The 16,885-nt window shown below is 66.7% G+C and carries 17 protein-coding genes; 7 read left to right on the top strand and 10 right to left on the bottom strand.

Translation table 11 applies throughout. From position 1 onward, the window contains the following. The first annotated feature begins 91 nt into the window (after positions 1-91). The 5 genes from QX094_RS18975 to QX094_RS18995 are packed head-to-tail and all read left to right on the top strand — an operon-like array spanning position 92 to position 5,495. Positions 92-1,042, top strand: a complete 951-nt coding sequence (locus QX094_RS18975) for an ABC transporter permease (protein ID WP_315714261.1) — start codon at positions 92-94, stop codon at positions 1,040-1,042. An 8-nt stretch (positions 1,043-1,050) separates the two neighbouring features. Next, the gene (locus QX094_RS18980) at positions 1,051-1,917 is read left to right on the top strand and encodes an ABC transporter permease (RefSeq protein WP_315714262.1); all 867 of its coding nucleotides are present in this window, start codon (positions 1,051-1,053) and stop codon (positions 1,915-1,917) included. Further along, entirely contained in the window at positions 1,914-2,924 is a 1,011-nt protein-coding gene (locus tag QX094_RS18985; RefSeq protein WP_315714263.1) for an ABC transporter ATP-binding protein, read from the top strand. Before QX094_RS18980 ends, QX094_RS18985 begins: the two co-directional genes overlap by 4 nt. Continuing rightward, positions 2,921-3,973 carry an oligopeptide/dipeptide ABC transporter ATP-binding protein gene (locus tag QX094_RS18990; protein ID WP_315714264.1) on the top strand — a complete coding sequence of 351 codons (1,053 nt, stop codon included), beginning with the start codon at positions 2,921-2,923 and terminating at the stop codon, positions 3,971-3,973. The genes QX094_RS18985 and QX094_RS18990 overlap by 4 nt, the downstream gene beginning before the upstream one ends. 34 nt (positions 3,974-4,007) lie before the next feature. Then, complete coding sequence (locus tag QX094_RS18995) at positions 4,008-5,495, top strand: ABC transporter substrate-binding protein (RefSeq protein WP_315714265.1); 1,488 nt, start codon at positions 4,008-4,010, stop codon at positions 5,493-5,495. Between the two features lie 210 nt (positions 5,496-5,705). Here QX094_RS18995 and QX094_RS19000 read toward each other — a convergent pair whose 3' ends face one another. Together QX094_RS19000 and QX094_RS19005 are read right to left on the bottom strand one after the other, a co-directional pair. Further along, positions 5,706-5,867, bottom strand: a complete 162-nt coding sequence (locus QX094_RS19000) for a hypothetical protein (protein ID WP_315714266.1) — start codon at positions 5,865-5,867, stop codon at positions 5,706-5,708. Positions 5,868-5,877: 10 nt separating this feature from the next. Further along, positions 5,878-6,120 carry a hypothetical protein gene (locus QX094_RS19005; protein WP_315714267.1) on the bottom strand — a complete coding sequence of 81 codons (243 nt, stop codon included), beginning with the start codon at positions 6,118-6,120 and terminating at the stop codon, positions 5,878-5,880. On the opposite strand from QX094_RS19005, the gene QX094_RS19010 reads away from it, so the two are divergent. Next, positions 6,113-7,006 (top strand): NAD(P)/FAD-dependent oxidoreductase, encoded by an 894-nt coding sequence (locus tag QX094_RS19010; RefSeq protein ID WP_315714268.1) that lies wholly within the window; start codon positions 6,113-6,115, stop codon positions 7,004-7,006. The genes QX094_RS19005 and QX094_RS19010 overlap by 8 nt on opposite strands. A 282-nt stretch (positions 7,007-7,288) precedes the next feature. Here the strand turns inward: QX094_RS19010 and QX094_RS19015 are convergent, their stop codons facing one another. From QX094_RS19015 to QX094_RS19040, 6 genes are all read right to left on the bottom strand, one after another. Further along, positions 7,289-8,146, bottom strand: a complete 858-nt coding sequence (locus QX094_RS19015) for an ABC transporter permease (protein ID WP_315714269.1) — start codon at positions 8,144-8,146, stop codon at positions 7,289-7,291. Beyond that, positions 8,143-9,072: an ABC transporter permease gene (locus tag QX094_RS19020; protein ID WP_315714392.1), complete on the bottom strand. Its 930-nt coding sequence runs from the start codon at positions 9,070-9,072 to the stop codon at positions 8,143-8,145. The genes QX094_RS19015 and QX094_RS19020 overlap by 4 nt, the downstream gene beginning before the upstream one ends. Next, on the bottom strand, positions 9,072-10,064 hold the full coding sequence (locus QX094_RS19025) for an oligopeptide/dipeptide ABC transporter ATP-binding protein (RefSeq protein WP_315714270.1): 993 nt from the start codon (positions 10,062-10,064) through the stop codon (positions 9,072-9,074). Before QX094_RS19025 ends, QX094_RS19020 begins: the two co-directional genes overlap by 1 nt. Then, on the bottom strand, positions 10,061-11,035 hold the full coding sequence (locus QX094_RS19030; RefSeq protein ID WP_315750445.1) for an ABC transporter ATP-binding protein: 975 nt from the start codon (positions 11,033-11,035) through the stop codon (positions 10,061-10,063). Before QX094_RS19030 ends, QX094_RS19025 begins: the two co-directional genes overlap by 4 nt. 4 nt (positions 11,036-11,039) lie before the next feature. Then, entirely contained in the window at positions 11,040-12,677 is a 1,638-nt protein-coding gene (locus QX094_RS19035) for an ABC transporter substrate-binding protein (protein ID WP_315714271.1), read from the bottom strand. Positions 12,678-12,741: 64 nt separating this feature from the next. After that, the gene (locus tag QX094_RS19040; RefSeq protein WP_315714272.1) at positions 12,742-13,563 is read right to left on the bottom strand and encodes a sugar phosphate isomerase/epimerase family protein; all 822 of its coding nucleotides are present in this window, start codon (positions 13,561-13,563) and stop codon (positions 12,742-12,744) included. A gap of 228 nt (positions 13,564-13,791) precedes the next feature. On the opposite strand from QX094_RS19040, the gene QX094_RS19045 reads away from it, so the two are divergent. Next, positions 13,792-14,925 carry a hypothetical protein gene (locus tag QX094_RS19045; protein WP_315714273.1) on the top strand — a complete coding sequence of 378 codons (1,134 nt, stop codon included), beginning with the start codon at positions 13,792-13,794 and terminating at the stop codon, positions 14,923-14,925. A gap of 30 nt (positions 14,926-14,955) precedes the next feature. Here the strand turns inward: QX094_RS19045 and QX094_RS19050 are convergent, their stop codons facing one another. Both QX094_RS19050 and QX094_RS19055 read right to left on the bottom strand, forming a co-directional pair. Continuing rightward, positions 14,956-15,600 carry a PQQ-binding-like beta-propeller repeat protein gene (locus QX094_RS19050; protein ID WP_315714274.1) on the bottom strand — a complete coding sequence of 215 codons (645 nt, stop codon included), beginning with the start codon at positions 15,598-15,600 and terminating at the stop codon, positions 14,956-14,958. Positions 15,601-15,632: 32 nt separating this feature from the next. Next, positions 15,633-16,853: a helix-turn-helix domain-containing protein gene (locus QX094_RS19055; protein WP_315714276.1), complete on the bottom strand. Its 1,221-nt coding sequence runs from the start codon at positions 16,851-16,853 to the stop codon at positions 15,633-15,635. Between the last annotated feature and the right edge of the window lie 32 nt (positions 16,854-16,885).

A 16,885-nucleotide genomic window follows, 5' to 3' on the forward strand; every position in this document is an offset into this window, starting at 1 on the left:
CCCGGCAATGGCAATCATGCAGGCAACGGGCTTGCATCGGAGCCGAAAGCTGTGGAACGTGCGGCCGCCGAAAACTGGAGTCCCGGCGCGAATGAGCGTTTTTCTGCTGCGGCGCTTCCTGACCTTGCTGGCGACCCTCGTCGGCGCGTCACTGATCATATTCCTGGTGCTCGACGCGCTGCCGGGCAATGCCGCCCAGATGCTGATGGGCGCGGATGCCTCGCCGGATGCGGTCAGGGCGCTGACCGTCAAGCTCGGGCTGGATCAGCCGCTGGCGTTGCGTTACCTGCACTGGATCGGCGGCCTGCTGAGCGGCGATCTCGGCAACAGCTACGCCTATGGCACGCCGGTGGCCGAACTGATCCGCGAGCGGCTGGCGATGACCATTCCGCTCGCGATCCTGGCCATGGGGCTCACGACCGTGCTGGCGCTCACGGCCGGCATCTACACGGCCGCCAATCACAACCGTCTCGGCGATGTCGGCGTCATGTCGCTGACCCAGATCGGCATCGCCTTGCCGAACTTCTGGTTCGCGATCCTGCTGATCCTCCTGTTTGCGGTGAAGCTGCAATGGCTGTCGGCCGGCGGCTTTCCCGGCTGGGAGGACGGCATCTGGCCGGGTCTGCGCGCGCTGCTGTTGCCGGCTGTGGCGCTGGCAGTGGTGCAGGCCGCGATCCTGGCGCGGGTGACGCGCTCGGCCGTGCTCGACGTTCTGCGCGAGGATTTCGTCCGCACCGCGCGCGCCAAGGGCCTGACGAAGCGCGAGGTGCTGTGGCAGCACGTGCTGCGCAACGCCATGATCCCGGTGCTCACCGTGATGGGGCTGCAATTCGCCAACCTGCTCGCCGGCACCATCGTGATCGAGAACGTGTTCTATCTCCCGGGCCTGGGGCGCCTCATCTTCCAGTCGATCGCCAATCGCGACCTGATCGTGGTGCGCAACTGCGTGATGCTGCTGGCGGCCATGGTGATCATCGTCAACTTCGTGGTCGATGTCCTGTATGCGGTGATCGATCCGCGCATCAAGGTGCACGAGCTGTGAGTTCCGCCGTGGTCGTTCAAACGGGCGCTGCGCCTGCGTCCAACGCGTTCTGGCGCCGCGCGCTGCGCCATCGCAGCTTCACGGTCGGCGCGCTGCTCTGTCTGCTGGTGCTCGGCGCCGCGCTGCTGTCGCTGCTCTGGACGCCATGGTCGGCCTATGAGATCGATGTCGCGTCCAAATTGCGGCCGCCATCAGCAGCGCATTGGCTGGGCACCGACGTGCTCGGCCGCGACATCGTCTCGCTATTGCTGGTGGGTGCGCGCGCGACCATTCTGGTCGGCATCATCGCCGTCGGCATCGGTCTCACCTGCGGCGTCTGCCTTGGCCTGGTCGCAGCCGCGCAGCGCGGCTGGACCGAGGAACTGATCATGCGCTTCAGCGACTTCACCTTCGCCTTTCCCGCGGTGCTGTCGGCGATCATGCTGGCGGCGGTGATCGGGCCGGGCATGGTGACGTCGATCACCGCGATCGGCATCTTCCAGATCCCGGTGTTCGTGCGCGTCACCCGCGGCTCCGCCGGTGCGGTCTGGGCGCGCGAGTTCATCCTGGCTGCGCGCGCCGCCGGCAAGGGCCGCTTCCGCATCACCATCGAGCACGTGCTGCCGAACATCTTGTCGATTCTGATCGTGCAGGCGACGATCCAGTTCGCGCTGGCGATCCTGGCGGAAGCGGCGCTGTCCTATCTGGGCCTCGGCACGCAGCCGCCGCAGCCGTCCTGGGGACGCATGCTGAACGATGCGCAGACCCTGTTGTTCCAGTCGCCAAGCCTCGCCGTGTATCCCGGTGCCGCCATCGCGCTCGCGGTGCTCGGCCTGAACCTGCTCGGCGACGGCCTGCGCGATCTGCTCGACCCACGGCTGGCGAGGCAGCGATGACGGTAGGCGATCAGCCTCTGCTCGATGTGTCGGGTCTCGGCATCCGCCTCAATACCAGCCGCGGCTCGGCGCAAGCCGTGCGCGAGGTCTCCTTCACGCTCCGGCGCGGCGAGACGCTCGGCATCGTCGGCGAGTCCGGTTGCGGCAAGTCGATCACGGCGCTCGCTCTGCTTGGCCTTCTGCCTGACAGCGCCGTCGTCAGCGGCAGCATCACGCTCGATGGCCGCGAGCTGGTCGGTCTCGGTGATGCCGATTACTGCAAGCTGCGCGGCAACCGCATCAGCATGATCTTCCAGGAGCCAATGACCGCGCTCAACCCGATGCATACGATCGGTCATCAGGTGGCCGAGCCGCTGCTGCGGCATATCGGCTGCACGGCGACCGAGGCGAAACGACAGGCGATCGCGCTCCTCGACCGCGTCGGTCTGCCGGATCCCGCCCGACGCTACGGCGCCTATCCGCACCAGTTCTCCGGCGGCCAGCGCCAGCGCATCACCATCGCGATGGCGCTCGCCTGCAAGCCCGACGTGCTGATCGCCGACGAGCCGACCACTGCGCTCGACGTCACCATCCAGCGCCAGATCCTCGACCTCATCGCCGATCTGGTCGCCGAGCGCGGCATGGCGATGATCTTGATCTCGCATGATCTCGGTGTCATCGCCGAGAACGTCCAGCGCATGATCGTGATGTATGGCGGCACGGTGGTCGAGAGCGGCACCACGGACGCCGTGTTCTCGCGCATGGGGCATCCCTACACGCAGGGCCTGTTCCGCGCGCGGCCGCGGCTCGGGGCCCGCAAGGGCACGCGCCTTGCGACCATCGCGGGTACCGTGCCGGAGCTCGCCGATCTTCCGGCCGGTTGTCCGTTCGCAGATCGCTGCGGGCTGGCGATCGACGCCTGTCGCACGGCGCTGCCGCCGTCGATCGAGATCGGCGCCGGGCACGGCGTCCGGTGCATCCGGACCGGCGTCGCGCTCGCGTGTGATCCGGCGGGAGTGGTCGCTTGAGCACCGCCGCGCAAGGAGTTGCAGAGACGCCGCTGCTCGAGGTCAGGGATCTCGTACAGCGCTACACGCTGCCGCGAGAGAGTCTGCTGCGGCCGCCCGGCGAGGTGCTCGCGCTGAACGGCGTGTCGCTGTCGTTGAAGGCGGGCAAGAGCCTCGGCATCGTCGGCGAGTCCGGCTCTGGCAAGTCGACCCTGGCGCGGCTGATCATGGCGCTGGAGCGGCCGTCAGCGGGATCGGTGCTGATGGTGGGCCGCGATCTCAACCGCCTCCCGGTGGATGAGCTGCGGCGGGCGCGCCGCGATTTCCAGATGGTATTTCAGGATCCGTACGGATCACTCGATCCGCGCCAGACCATTGCGCGCATCGTCGCCGAGCCGCTGACCGCTCTCGAACACTCGGATCGCGATTCTCTCCGCAGGCGCGTCGCGAGCGTGCTGCGGCAGGTCGGATTGCGCGATGCCGACATGGACAAATATCCGCATGAATTTTCCGGGGGGCAGCGCCAGCGCATCGCGATCGCGCGGGCCCTGATCACCCAGCCGAAGCTGATCGTCGCCGACGAGCCGGTGTCGGCGCTGGATGTCTCCGTGCAGGCGCAGGTTCTCAACCTGATGCAGGATCTGCAGGAGCAGTTCGGCCTGAGCTACGTGCTGATCAGTCATGATCTCGCGGTCGTCGACTATCTCTGCGACGAGGTTGCGGTGATGTATCTCGGCCGCATCGTCGAGCGCGGGCGGCCGGAGGACTTGTTCGGAAGTTGCGCGCATCCCTACACGCGGGCGCTCCTCGACGCCGTGCCGCGGGCCCAGGCCGGCGCGGTCCGGCGCCGTCGCGAGAGCGTTGCGATCGCTTCGCAATCCCTCGGCGCGGCCGGATGCGCCTACGCGCCCCGTTGTCCGCTCGCCGATGCCCGGTGCCGCGCGACGGCCCCCGCGTTGCGAGCGCTCACCGGACAGCATTCCGCTGCCTGCCATCGGGCGGAAAGCGTAATGGCGCTGCCGGCGCTCGTCGCAACGGAACTGCAGCCACTTGTCTCGAAGCCGCTTTGACGCGTAATTTGGCTTCCTCAGGGAGAAACAAACAATGTTCAAGAAACTATCGATCATCGCCATGGCCGCGCTCGTTGCGGCCGTCGCGCCGGCTCTCGCGCAGAGCAAGAAGGATAGCGTCGTTGTCGGCATGACCTTGGAGCCGCCGGGGCTCGATCCGACCAGCGCGGCCGCGGCGGCCATCGCCGAGGTGACGCTCTACAACGTCTATGAGACGCTGACCAAGATCAACGAGGACGGCTCGGTCTCGCCGCTGCTGGCCTCGAGCTGGCAGGCCTCGTCCGATCTGAAGAGCTACACGTTCAAGCTCGCCAAGGGCGTGAAATTCCAGAACGGCGAGGCGTTCGATTCCGCCGCGGTGAAGTTCTCGTTCGAGCGCGCCGGCGCCGCCAACAGCACCAACAAGGACAAGGCGCTGTTCCAGGCGATGGAGTCCGTGACGGCTCCCGACGCGGAGACCATCGTCGTCAAGCTGAAATATTCTGAGCCCAACCTGCCGTTCCTGCTCGGACAGGCCACCGCCTCGATCGTCGAGCCGAAGAGCGCGCCGACCAACGCGACGCAGCCGGTCGGTACTGGACCGTACACGCTGGGGAGCTGGGCCAAGGGCTCGTCCCTGACCTTGAACAAATGGCCCGACTATCGCAACGCCGCAGCCGTGAAGCTGTCCAAGGTGACGATCCGCTTCATCTCCGATCCGGCAGCGCAGGTCGCTGCGCTGTTGTCGGGTGACGTCGATGCCTTCCCGCGCGGCACCACGGCGCGCACCATCGCGCAGTTCAAGTCCGACCCGCGCTTCACCGTGCTGATCGGCGGCTCAAAGGCGAAGACGATCGTCACCATCAACAACAAGAAGAAGCCGCTCGACGACGTCCGCGTCCGCCGCGCGATCCTTGCTGCGATCGATCGCAAGGCGATGGTCGAAGGCGCCGTCGACGGCCTGGGTACGCCGATCGGCAGCTTCTACGTGCCGGGCTCGCTCGGCTATGTCGACACCACCGACATCAATCCCTACGACCCGGAGAAGGCCAAGAAGCTGCTCGCCGAAGCCGGCGTGACCACGCCGCTGCAACTGTCGCTGCGGCTGCCGCCGCCGGCCTATGCCCGCCAGGGCGGCGAGGTGCTCGCGGCTCAATTGGCCAAGGTCGGCATCGTCGCCAAGATCGAGAATCTCGAATGGGCGGCGTGGCTGTCACAGGTCTTCAACGGACCGCATGATTTCGACCTGACCATCGTCTCGCATGTCGAGCCGTTCGATCTCGTGAAGTTCACCGACAAGAATTACTACTTCGGCTATCAGTCCGAGGCCTTCGACAAGCTCTACCAGTCGATTGTCGATACGCCGAACGAGACCGAGCGCGCCAAGCTGCTCGGCGATGCCCAGCGCATGCTGGCGACCGATGCCGCTGCGGGCTTCCTGTTCCAGCCGCAGTGGATCACAATCATCAACAAGAAGCTCAAGGGTGTCTGGAAGGACGTGCCGCAGTTCGAGAATGATTTCTCGAGCTGGTCGTGGGAATGATGACGACCCCGCTTCGCGCGGCTTTGCGGTGACACTGCAGAATACAGCGCCCTCTCCCCTTGTGGGAGAGGGCATCGCAAGCCCGTCCGCAAACTCTGTCCTACTTGCCTCCCACAAGGGGAGAGGGCGCAATAACGACCGCCGCGCTGTCTGGTCGAACGCAATACTTCAACTTGAGCGCTGAGGTGAGCCCCACGATCCCTTGCCCAATCAGTTCGGCCAATCGATCGGCGTGAAGCGCAACTGCCGCCGCCGCATCTCGGCCTGGAGCTCCTGCGCATACTGCTTGGCCCGATCGCCGATCAAACGGTAGGGGCCCCCGATCCGGCTGTCGGCGGCCACCTGCTTTCGGACACTTTCGTAGTACGCCATCAAGCTTTCATCAGTCGAATTTACAAATCGCATCCACGCGCCCTCGCAACAAATCCCCTCGCTGCCAAGTTTGCACGGCTTTTCCGCCGCGGCAGTGACATAGGTTAACGTCCCTCAGTGGCAAAAGTTCCACTTGTGTTCCAGAGAGTTCCGGGTCGATTTCATCGACACGTTTGCCGAAATGTTTTCCGCGCGAGAACTTTCTGCTCCGATGCAGCTTGAGCCAGGACTGGAGCAGGGCGGCAATGCGCACCGAAGTCCTCGTCATAGGCGGCGGGCCAGCTGGACTGATGGCCGCGATTTACCTGGCCCGGTTCCGGCGTGGGGTCGTGGTCGTCGATGGCGGCGCATCGCGGGCGGCGCTGATTCCGCGGAGCCACAACCTGCCGGGGTTCCCGAACGGCATGCCCGGAAGCGAGCTGCTCGCACGAATGCAGCGGCAGGTCGAGGAACTTCACGTTCCTATCGTCCGGAGGACGGTGAGCGCTCTCGAGACGCATGACGGAGATCTGGTCGCGACTCACGAGCGCGGTGCGGTCGCGGCACAGCGCGTCATCCTCGCGACGGGTATCGTCGACAAGCAGACGTCGCTCGCCGATTGGAGAGCGGCGGTCCGTGACGGCGAGCTGCGCTATTGTCCGGTCTGCGACGGCTTTGAAACCATCGACCACAAGATCGCCATCGTGGGCGCGCTCGGTCACGCCGCTGGCAAGGCGCTGTTCATGCGCGTCTACAGTTCGGACGTCACCTTGATCCCGATCGATGATGAGCAGGATGCGGCGAAGCGGCAGGAGCTCGCCGCCGCCGGCGTTCGGGTGACGCCACAACTTCATGCGTTGCAGCGCCAAGACGGTGCGATCGAGGCGTCATTCGTCGACGGCAGCAGCGAACGGTTCGAGATCGTGTATCCTGCGATGGGCGCCGATGTTCGCTCCGAGCTCGCCATCAAGCTCGGCGCGCGGCATACATCCGATGGCTTTCTCGAGGTCGATGCCAAGCAGCGCTGCGGCGTCGCGGGACTCTATGGCATCGGCGACGTCGTCACCGACCTGCATCAGATCGCGGTGGCATTCGGCCATGCCGCGGTCGCCGCCTGTCACGCGCATCATTCATTGCCGATGCGTCATGCGGAAGCGTAGCGGCTAGGCAGCATCGAATTGATCGCAATCTGAAGTCGCGATATTATATGTAAGTGCCGTTTAAGTTGATGTTTCGGACCATGATTCATGGACAGAAGATCGGCGTGCATGACTGCGGCATTGAGCTGTCGCGAGGAGGCCGAACGCGATCCGGCTCGCCGCGATCAGTGGTTGCAGCAGGCGTCGAGATGGATGGCGCTGGCGGGCGAGCAAGCGGGGCATGCCCTGATCATCTGCGAGCATAGTGCCGCGGCGAGTCACGAGGCTCGTCGCTGATCGAGGCTATTGCAGCGTCGGATCGAGCCGGTCGCGCAGCCAGTCGCCGATCATCGAGACGGCGAGCGTCGTCACCACGATGGTGATCGCCGGTGCCAACATGATCCATGGTGCGCGCGTCAGATATTCGCGGCCATAGCCGACCATGTTGCCAAGGCTCGTCATCGGCGGCTGCACGCCGAGGCCGAGGAAGGAGAGACCGGACTCCAGCAGGATGACTTCGGGAAACACCAGCGTCATCGACACGATGAGGGTCGAGGCGATGTTCGGCAGGATGTGCCTGAGATAGACGCGCTGCGGCGTTGCGCCGAGCTGTCGGACGGCGGCGGCATAGCCTTGTGCATTGGCGGAGATGGCGAGGCCGCGCGCGATGCGCGCATAGCGCTCCCAGCCGAACAGGCCCATCAACCCGATCAAGAGCGGCAGCGAGTTGCCGAAGAAGGCGAGCACGGCGAGCGCCAGAATCAGGAACGGCATGCTGGCCTGGAAGTCCGCCAGCATCAGCACGGCCTGCTCGACCAGGCCGCGGAAATGCGCGGCGAGAAAGCCGAGCGTGGTGCCGGCGATGGCGGAGATCGCGGTCGCGCCGAACGCGATCAAGAGCGAAATCCGGATCGACACGATCAGACGCGACAGCACGTCGCGACCGAGCTCGTCGGTGCCGAGCCAATGCGCCGGGTTGCCCGGCAGCGACAGGCGATGGCGCAGATCGAATTTGGTGAAGCCATGCGGCGCGAGCTGATCGGCGAAGATCGCCAGCAGCAGCATCGCGACGATCCAGCCGACTGCGATGGTCACGGAGACGGGAATGTTCGGCCAGCACAGCCGCCGCGCGGCAGGCGATTTCAATGCAAGGTCGGTCATGCCTCGGCTCCCTTGCTGCGCAGCCGCGGATCCAGCAGGCCGTAGAGGAAGTCCACCATCAGGTTCGACGTGACCATGGTCATCGCCACCAGCAGCAGGATGCATTGCACGACCGCGAGGTCGCGGTTGGCGACGGCGACGACCAGGAGACGGCCGACGCCGGGCCAGGAGAACACGCTCTCGACGACGACCGCGCCGGCGATCAGGCTGCCGACCATGAAGCCGAGAATGGTGACGGTGGGGATCGCCGCGTTGGGCAGCGCGTGATCCGTGATCACCCGGCGCCACGGCACGCCCTTGGCCGACGCCGTTCTGATGTAGGGCTGGCCGAGAATTTCCAGCATGGCGCTGCGCGTGAACCGCGCCAGCACCGCGGCGCCGCCGAAGCCGAGCGTCACGATCGGCAGGATGGCGTGCCGCCACGAGTCCTGTCCGCCCGACGGCAGCCAGCCGAGCTGCACGGCGAAGATCAGCACCAGGATCAGGGCCAGCACGAAGCTCGGCACCGTGAAGCCCGCCACCGCCGTGATCATCACGGCGCGGTCGATCGCCGATCCGCGGTGCAGCGCGGCGTAGATGCCGGCGGGAATGCCGAGCAGCACTTTCAGCAGGAACGCCGGAATGGTCAGCGCCAAGGTCGCGGGGATGCGCTCGATGACGAGCTGGATCGCGGGCCGGCCGTCGCGCATCGAGCGTCCGAGCTCGCCCTGGCCGATCGCCTTGAAGTAGTCGAGATACTGCATCCAGATCGGATGATCGAGACCCCACGCCTTGCGGAAGGCGGCGATGACCTCGGGCGGCGCCTCGGGCCCCATGATCATCAGCGCGGGATCGCCCGACAGCCGCAGCACGATGAAGGCAAAGGTGACGACGAGTGCGATGGTCAGCAGCGCACGCGCCAGGCGGATGGCGAAATAGCGCAGCATCACGCGGCGACCTCGGTCTGCGACTGCAGCCCCGAAACGAGATGACAGGCCACCTGGCGCTGCCGATCCAGGGCGGCGAGCGCGGGCAACTCGTTGGCGCAGCGGGCGGTCGCGTGGCTGCAGCGCGGGTGGAAGGCACAGCCGGCGGGGCGCGCCGCCGGATTCGGCGGGTCGCCCGTCAGTACGATGCGGCTGGTGCTGCGGCGTCCCGGAGCAGGGGAAGCGGACACCAGCGCCTGCGTGTAGGGATGTTGCGGCCGCGCGAACAGGTCGTCGGCATCGCCATATTCGACGATGCGGCCGAGATACATCACGGCCACCTTGCTGCTGATCTGCCGGACGACGCGCAGATCATGGCTGATGAACAGCATCGTCAGACCGAGCCGGACCTGGAGATCGACCAGCAGGTTCACCACCTGCGCCTGGATCGAGACGTCGAGCGCGCTGACCGGTTCGTCGCAGACGAGGAAGTCGGGCTTGGTCGCCAGCGCACGGGCGAGCACGATGCGCTGGCGCTGACCGCCCGACAGCGCGCCGGGATAGCGGGCGCCATGGCCGTCGTTGAGATCGACAGCCTGGAGCAGCTCATGCACGCGCGCGTCGCGCTCGGCGGCCGTGCCGATGTCGTGGATGTCGAGCGGCTCGCGGATCTGCGCGGCAACGGGAAGTCGTCGATCGAGCGCGCCGAGCGGATCCTGGAAGATCATCTGCATGCGCGCGCGCTGGGCGCGCCACGCCGCCGAGCCTGGTGCTGCGATCGGGGCGCCGTCGAAGCGCACACTGCCGCGGTCGGGCGGCTCGAGACCGAGCACCATGCGGCCGGTGGTGGATTTGCCGGAGCCGGACTCGCCGACGATGCCGAGCGTCTCGCCCTTTTGGATCGAGAAGCTCAGGCCGTCGACGGCGTGGACGGATGCGGCGCGTCCGAACAGGCCGGTCCTCATCCGATAGGTGCGCGAGATCGCCTGGACCTCGACCAGCGGCGCTGTCATTCGGCGGCGAGCTCCATCGGCAGGCGCTGCGGCCGCAGGCAGGCCACCGCGCGGTCCGGCTCGACCGGCGCCAGCGGCGGCACGCCGGCATGGCAGCCGTCGCCGGCAAACGTGCAGCGCGGCGCGAAGGCGCAGCCGCTGGGCAGTGCGCGCGGATCAGGCACTGTTCCGGGAATGGCCTGCAGCCGCCGCCTGACGCCATCGAGCGGCGGCAGCGCGCCGATCAGGCCCTGCGCATAAGGGTGCCAGGGATCATCGAACAGCCGCGTCGCGGGCGCGCGCTCGACGATGCGGCCGGCATACATCACGCAGACGTGGTCGCAATTCTCCGCGACGACGCCGAGGTCATGGCTGATCAGGATCATCGCCATGTTGAACTCGCGCCGGATGGCCGACAGCAGATCGAGGATCTGCGCCTGGATGGTGGCGTCGAGCGCGGTGGTGGGTTCGTCGGCGATCAGCAGCTCGGGCTGTCCGGCCAGCGCCATTGCGATCATGATGCGCTGGACTTGGCCGCCGGAGAACTCGTGCGGATAGGCGGACAGCCGGCGTGCCGCATCGGGGATGCCGACGAGATCGAGCAGCCTGAGCGCCTCGGCCCGCGCAGCCTCGCCGCGCAGCCCGCGATGCAGCGCGAGGCTTTCGCACAACTGGCGCCGGATCGTGAGCACCGGATTGAGCGCGCTGGCGGGATCCTGGAAGATCATCGCGATGCGGCGGCCGCGCACCTGGTCGAGCACCTTGCCGTCAGCGCCGAGCAGCTCGCGGCCTTCGAGCCTGGCCGAGCCTGATACTTTCGCCTTGCCGGGCAGGAGACCCAGCGCCGCGAGCCACGTCACCGACTTGCCGGATCCGGACTCGCCGACGAGGCCGATGGCCTCGCCCCTACCGATGTCAAGATCGATGCCGTGCAGCACGGGCGTGCCGTCGAAGGCGACCTTCAGTTCGGAGATGCTGACCAGCGGCGCCACGGCGTCACGCACCGTAGTTGCCGGTGCGGAAGTCCATCGCGAAGGCCGGCGAGGCCTTCCACTTGATCGACTTCGGCTTGGCGGTGAAGGTCGCGTTCTGGTGCAGCACCGTGTAAGCGGGGTCCTCGCGCTCGGCGATCTCCAGCATGCGGCGGAACGCCTTCTTGCGCGCCTCGCGATCGGTCGAGGTCTCCAGGAATTCGGAAAGACGATTGAGCTCGTCATTGCTCCATTCGCCGACCTGCTGCTGCTGGCCGTTGGGGCCATGCTGGGCGACGAGCGAGGAGACGGGATCGTTGAACGCGGCCGAGTTGGACCAGTCGCGCACCGCGCGGGTCGGAGCGCGCTCGAGAATCTGGGACCAGTTCTCCTTGGTCTCGATCTGAACGTTGAGGCCGACCGCCTGCCACATCTCGACCAGCACCTGCGCGGTCGCGACCTGGTTGGTGTAGTAGTTGTTGAGCAGTCGATACGGGATCGGGTCACCCTTGTAGCCGGCCTGCTTGAGCAGGTCCTGTGCCAGCTTCGGATCGAATGCCGGCACGCTCCAGTCGGCGATGAACATGTCGCCGTAGAATTCCCACTGCAGGCCCTTCGGCACCCGGGTGCGGCCGGCCCACAGGCTGTCGACGATGGCCTGGCGGTCGATCGCATGGGTGAAGGCGCGGCGCACCAGCGGATTGGCGAGCTGCGGGTGGTTCTTGTCGAACACGGTGAGACGGTGATTGAGGATGGTGCCGCCCTGGACCTCGAACGCCGCGTTCTTCTCGATGCCGGCGATCTGGTCCGGCGGGATGTCGCAGGCGAACTGATATTCGCCAGACAGGAGCCCGTTGATGCGGCTCGCGACCTCCGGCACTTCCAGGAATCGGATGCGCTTCAGCGGCGGACGGCCACCCCAATATTCGTCATGGGCTTCGAGCGTCAGCGACACGTCCGGCTTGAACTCGACGATCTTGTAGGGACCCGTCGTGATCGGCTTGCGCGCCCAGTCGAGATAGCTCGCCGCTTCCTCCCAGCCGCGCCGGCTCATGATGTCGGAGCCATAGCGCATCAGGCGGCCTTCGATGGTGACGTCGGGCGTCGCGTTGACGAAGCGCACGGTGTATTTGTCGACGGCGTCGACGCGAACCAGGTCCGGCCACATCCGGCGCGCGACGCCAATCACGTCCGGCGGCAGCTCCTTGCCCGGGCGCGGCGTCGGGATCTTCTCGAACGCCTTGATGGTGGTGCGGCTCTTGGCCTCGCTGTCGCCGAACATGCGCTCGCGGCTGAACGAGAACACGACGTCCTCGGACGTCATCTCGTCACCATTGTGGAACTTGACGCCCTGGCGCAGCTTCAATTCGACGGTCTGGTCGTCGATGCGCTTCCACTCGGTGGCGAGGCCGGGGACGGCTTCGAGATTGCCGCGGAAGTTCTTCGAGATCAGGCTTTCCCACAGCGACGAGTAGAACACGCGCTCGCCGACATTGGACTGCTCGCGCAGCACGTCGAGCACGTTCGAATTGGTCACCTTCTGCACGGCGATGGTGACCGAGGGACGGTTGTCTCCCTGCGCGATCGACACGCGCGGCAGGATGAAGCTGCCGCCGATCGCGGCGCCGGCGCCGAGCAGGCCGCGGCGGGTGAGCTTGGTCATGGCAATCTCTCTGTCGTCTGAGGTTGTCTGAAACGATGGGATCGGGTCGCGCGGACGCGTTGGCCTATCGGGCGAGGCCGAGCGAGGCGAGATACGCGGCGCCGGCCTTGACGTGATCATGGTTGCGCAGTTCGAGGATCAGGCGCGGATTGGAATTGAGCTTCGCCAGTGCGCGGAACACGGCGACCCAGCGGATGTTGCCTTCGCCCGGCGCCCAGTGACGGTCGGCGTAGCCATCGGTGTCCTGCAGATGGACATGGGTCAGCATGTTGCCGGCAGCATCAACGTAGTAGTCGACGGGTGGCGCGCCGGTCGAATGGTGCGCGTAGTTGGCATGGCCGGTATCGAGCGAGACCCGCACCTTGCTGCTGCCCAGCGCCTTGGCCAGGGTGACGCGGTCCTGCGGATCCTTGTCCTCGATGTTCTCGATCACGATCTCGCAGTTGGCCTGCTCGGCAGAGGCAATGACGTCGGTCAAGGTCGCCCTGACACGCTCGATCAGCGCCTCGCGATTGTCCGGCAGCATGTCGATGTTGTTGGCGTCCCACGTCGTGTAGGGCGAGTGGATCACCATCTGCGTGGCGCCGAGAAACTCGGCGACCTCGAGCCCCTGCAGCAGGCGCTTGGTGACGGCGCGGCGGATCATCGGATCGTGGCTGTCGATCTTGAAGCCCCAGAACGGACCGTGGATGCCGAGCCGGCCGGTGTGGCCCGACAGCATCGACTTGATTTCCTTGGCGGTGCTGCGCCAGTCGCTGTCGAGAAGGTCCGCGCGGAAGAAGTCCTGGATCTCCAGATCGCGTTGATGTTCGAGCAGCCAGTCGCAATGCGCGGGAATGGACTTGACGGAGAGGGCGGCGCCGAGCACCGGCAGCGTGGTGGTCATGTCGAGGAAACCCTTTCGAGGAAGCCCTTGCCTGCGTGGGGCCCGGCAAGCGCTAGCGGAGTTCGATGACGCGCCCATGAAGGGCTGTGGAGGACGACCGCGACATGTTGTGTCCTCGCGGGCATGAAGGCGGTCAGCGGATCAATCTCTGGGGTAGTCGCGTGCCGGCTGCTGCTACTTGACGTAGCCGCGGGAATTGCAACAATGCGGCGAAAACGGGGAATTGGGATGACGGTACGGCGTGCAATCCTTGGAATGGTTCTTTCGCTCGTGGCGCTGACGATAGGCGCGTTGATTGAGCCTGCGCATGCAAAGGGGCCTTACGGCTCCATCTCCGTCGCCGGATGGTCAGGCGGTGCCTACACCGACGACAAGACCGGACGGTTCACGAGCTGCATCGCGAGCGCGAGCTACCAGAGCGGCATCACGTTCGGTGTGCTTGCAACGCCGACATATGGTTGGGCTCTCGCCTTCATCCATCCGGGCTGGGCGCTATCCCCCGGGCAAAAGTTTCCGATCGTTCTGAGCTTTGACGGAAAGGCGTCGTACAATGTCGAAGGCGCGGTCTGGACGGCCAACATGGTCGCCGTGCCAATGCCGAACGACTCCACCCTGATCAAGGCGTTCCGCGCCGCGCGGACGATGTCGGCCTTCGCGCAGGGCAACCTGTTCCAGTTCAATCTGAACGGCACGGCCGTGCTGATGCCCACGCTTGCCAATTGTGTGCGCGTGATCAACGCCGGCGGGCTGGCCGCCGCGACCAATTTCAACGCTCAGCCGGCGGCGGCGTCAGTGCAGCGTCCGGCGGCGCCGCAGGCCGCGGCTGCGCCGACGGCCAGCGCGCCGCCACAGCGGATGTCGGAGGACTCTCCCGAGCTGCAATTGGAAGCGATGCAGATCGCCTCCAACTTCATCCTCAAGGCCTCGCTGTCGCATCCGGCCATTCTGGGCGGAGGCGAGCGGCCGGTGTGGCTGACTTCGGGCGGGGTCGCCTGGAAGGCGGACAACGCCACCGGCTTCGTTCGCATCGTGCCGCCGCAGCGCAATGTCGACGGCCTGGAAGTCGCAGCCACGATCATCGGCAACGATGCGCGCGACTGCAAGGGCAAGTTCATCTCGGCGCGCAACAGCGAGCTGGTCGACAGCGCCGTCGTGTTCCGCGGCATGTCCTCCTGCGAGGACAGCGAGAAGTCGGATATCGCCGAGTACTTCATCTTCCCGCGCAAGACCGGCGGCTTCGTGCTGTTTTCGGTCGTCACGCCCACCAAGCCGGTCGGTGGCGGCGGTGGCCAGCAGCTGCAGACGCGCGAGGAAGCCAACGCCAATTTCCGCAAGGCGGCCTACACGTCGATCGGCAAGTAGGCCACTTCCATTCGCGGAGCCGTCAGCGGCTCACCCGCGCACCCGCTTGGGGCGCCTGATCGCGCGCACCTTGCCGCTGTCGCCGCCGCCGCAATACAGCGTCTCGCCTCCGTCGGATTCCATGCCGGAGACGCCGGTGCCGGCGGGCATGTCGAGCTGGTCGAGCACCTCGCCGGTCTCGGGATCGATGCGCCTGATGTCGCTGACGTCGTCTTCCCAGGTGCCGTGCCAGAGCTCGCCATCGACCCAGGTGACGCCGGTGACGAAGCGCGTGCACGGGATGCTGCGCAGGATCTCTCCGGTCGCAGGGTCGATCTGGTGGATCTTGCGATCGCGATAGGCGCCGACCCAGAGCGACCCCTCGGCCCAGGCGAGCCCGGAGTCGCCGCCGCCCGAGGGCGCCGGGATCGTCGCGAGCACGCGGCCATTCTCGGGATCGACCTTGTGAATGCGATCTTCCGCGATCTGATAGAGGTGCCGGCCGTCGAACGCCGTGCCGGCGTGAGAGGGGAGATCGAGCGACTTCCGCACCGTGCCGTCGGCCGGATCGAACGCCTTGATGCTGCTGCCGGTCGCGATCCACACCTGCCGGCCGTCATAGCTGACGCCGTTGACGCGCCCGGCGTCGTCGAAGGGGCCGTACTCGTGAATGATCTCTGCGGCTGCTCGTGTCATGCCTGCCATCCTCTGCTTCCGATGGACCCACGCTAGTCGAGCGACGACCACGCCGGGAGTAACAACGCAGTCGCGAATTCCGGCACGACCGGGCAGGTCCAGCGTTGCGCGCGGCCGCGGCCGAACGACTGCACCTTGCTCGATGATGCGAGCTCATCGAGGGCACGCTGCACCGTCCGCTGGCTCGCGCCCAGCGCCAGCGCAAGGGCGGAGCTCGACCATGCCTCACCGTCGGCGAGGCAAGCAAGCACCGTGGCATTCTCGTCCTCGACCGGCTGTGCCAGTACGACGACGTCGTGATCGCGACGCGGCACCAGGGCAAAGCCGTCTCGCGTGGCATTGATCTCGGCCAAGCCATGGAGCAGCTGGCGCAACCGTCCGATCTCGACGCGCAGGCGGGCGCGGTGCGACTCGTCGGCTTCCTTGCCGTGGAATGCGTGCGCGATCAGCGCGGCCCGCGGCACACCATCGGGGACCCCCTCGGCCAGCCGCCGGGCGAGTGCAAACAGCACCGGCCGCCGCGCCAGCGGCACGATCCGGCTCCCCTGACGTACCGCCAATCGGCAGGCATCGACGATCAGCCGGTCCGACCGGAACAGCGCCTCGACATCGTCGAGCTGTAGCAGTCGCTGCTCGCCGCGCAGGATCATCCGCGCCGCCGGTGCCGACAGAGCCGACGAGGCCCGCTCGATCTCCGCCTGAAGCTCCGGGATGCGGGCCTGCCGCGCCGACCGCGTCGCGCGTTCGAGCGCCGATCGCGCGGTCTTTGTTTGCAGCCGGCGCAAGGCCAGGCCGGCTACGATCAGCTCGTAGATCGTGCGGGCCGCCGGCAGCAGCGGCGAGGGATCGAGCTCGGCGAGGCCTCGCTCGGCGTCATCGAGCTGCCCGACCAGGACCATGCGGCGGATCTCGAGGCTGCGCGCATAGGCGGCATTGGCGCGGTCGCCGTGCTGCTCCAGCGTTTCACGCGCCGCCGCGAGCGACTTCGTCGGCCAGCCGAGATCGCGCGCCGCGAGCGCGATCTCGGCCTCTGCGACGGCGCAGCGGGCGCGGGCCAGCACGGCCCTGGGCCCAAAGCTTCGCGCGGCCTGCCGCAGCAGCGCCTTCGCACGCCCGAAATCGCCAAGCCGCGCCATCGCAATACCGCGCAACGCCAGCGCCGGCGGATCATCGCGCAATGCGACGCGGTTCAATGCGCCGAGCGGGTCGCCGGCGGCGAGCGCCTGCGCCGCCGCCGAGATCAGCGAGTCCATGCAAATCCCGCCATACTTGTCACTCCCGGTCG

This window comes from Bradyrhizobium sp. SZCCHNS1050 (assembly GCF_032484785.1).
Taxonomy (GTDB): domain Bacteria; phylum Pseudomonadota; class Alphaproteobacteria; order Rhizobiales; family Xanthobacteraceae; genus Bradyrhizobium.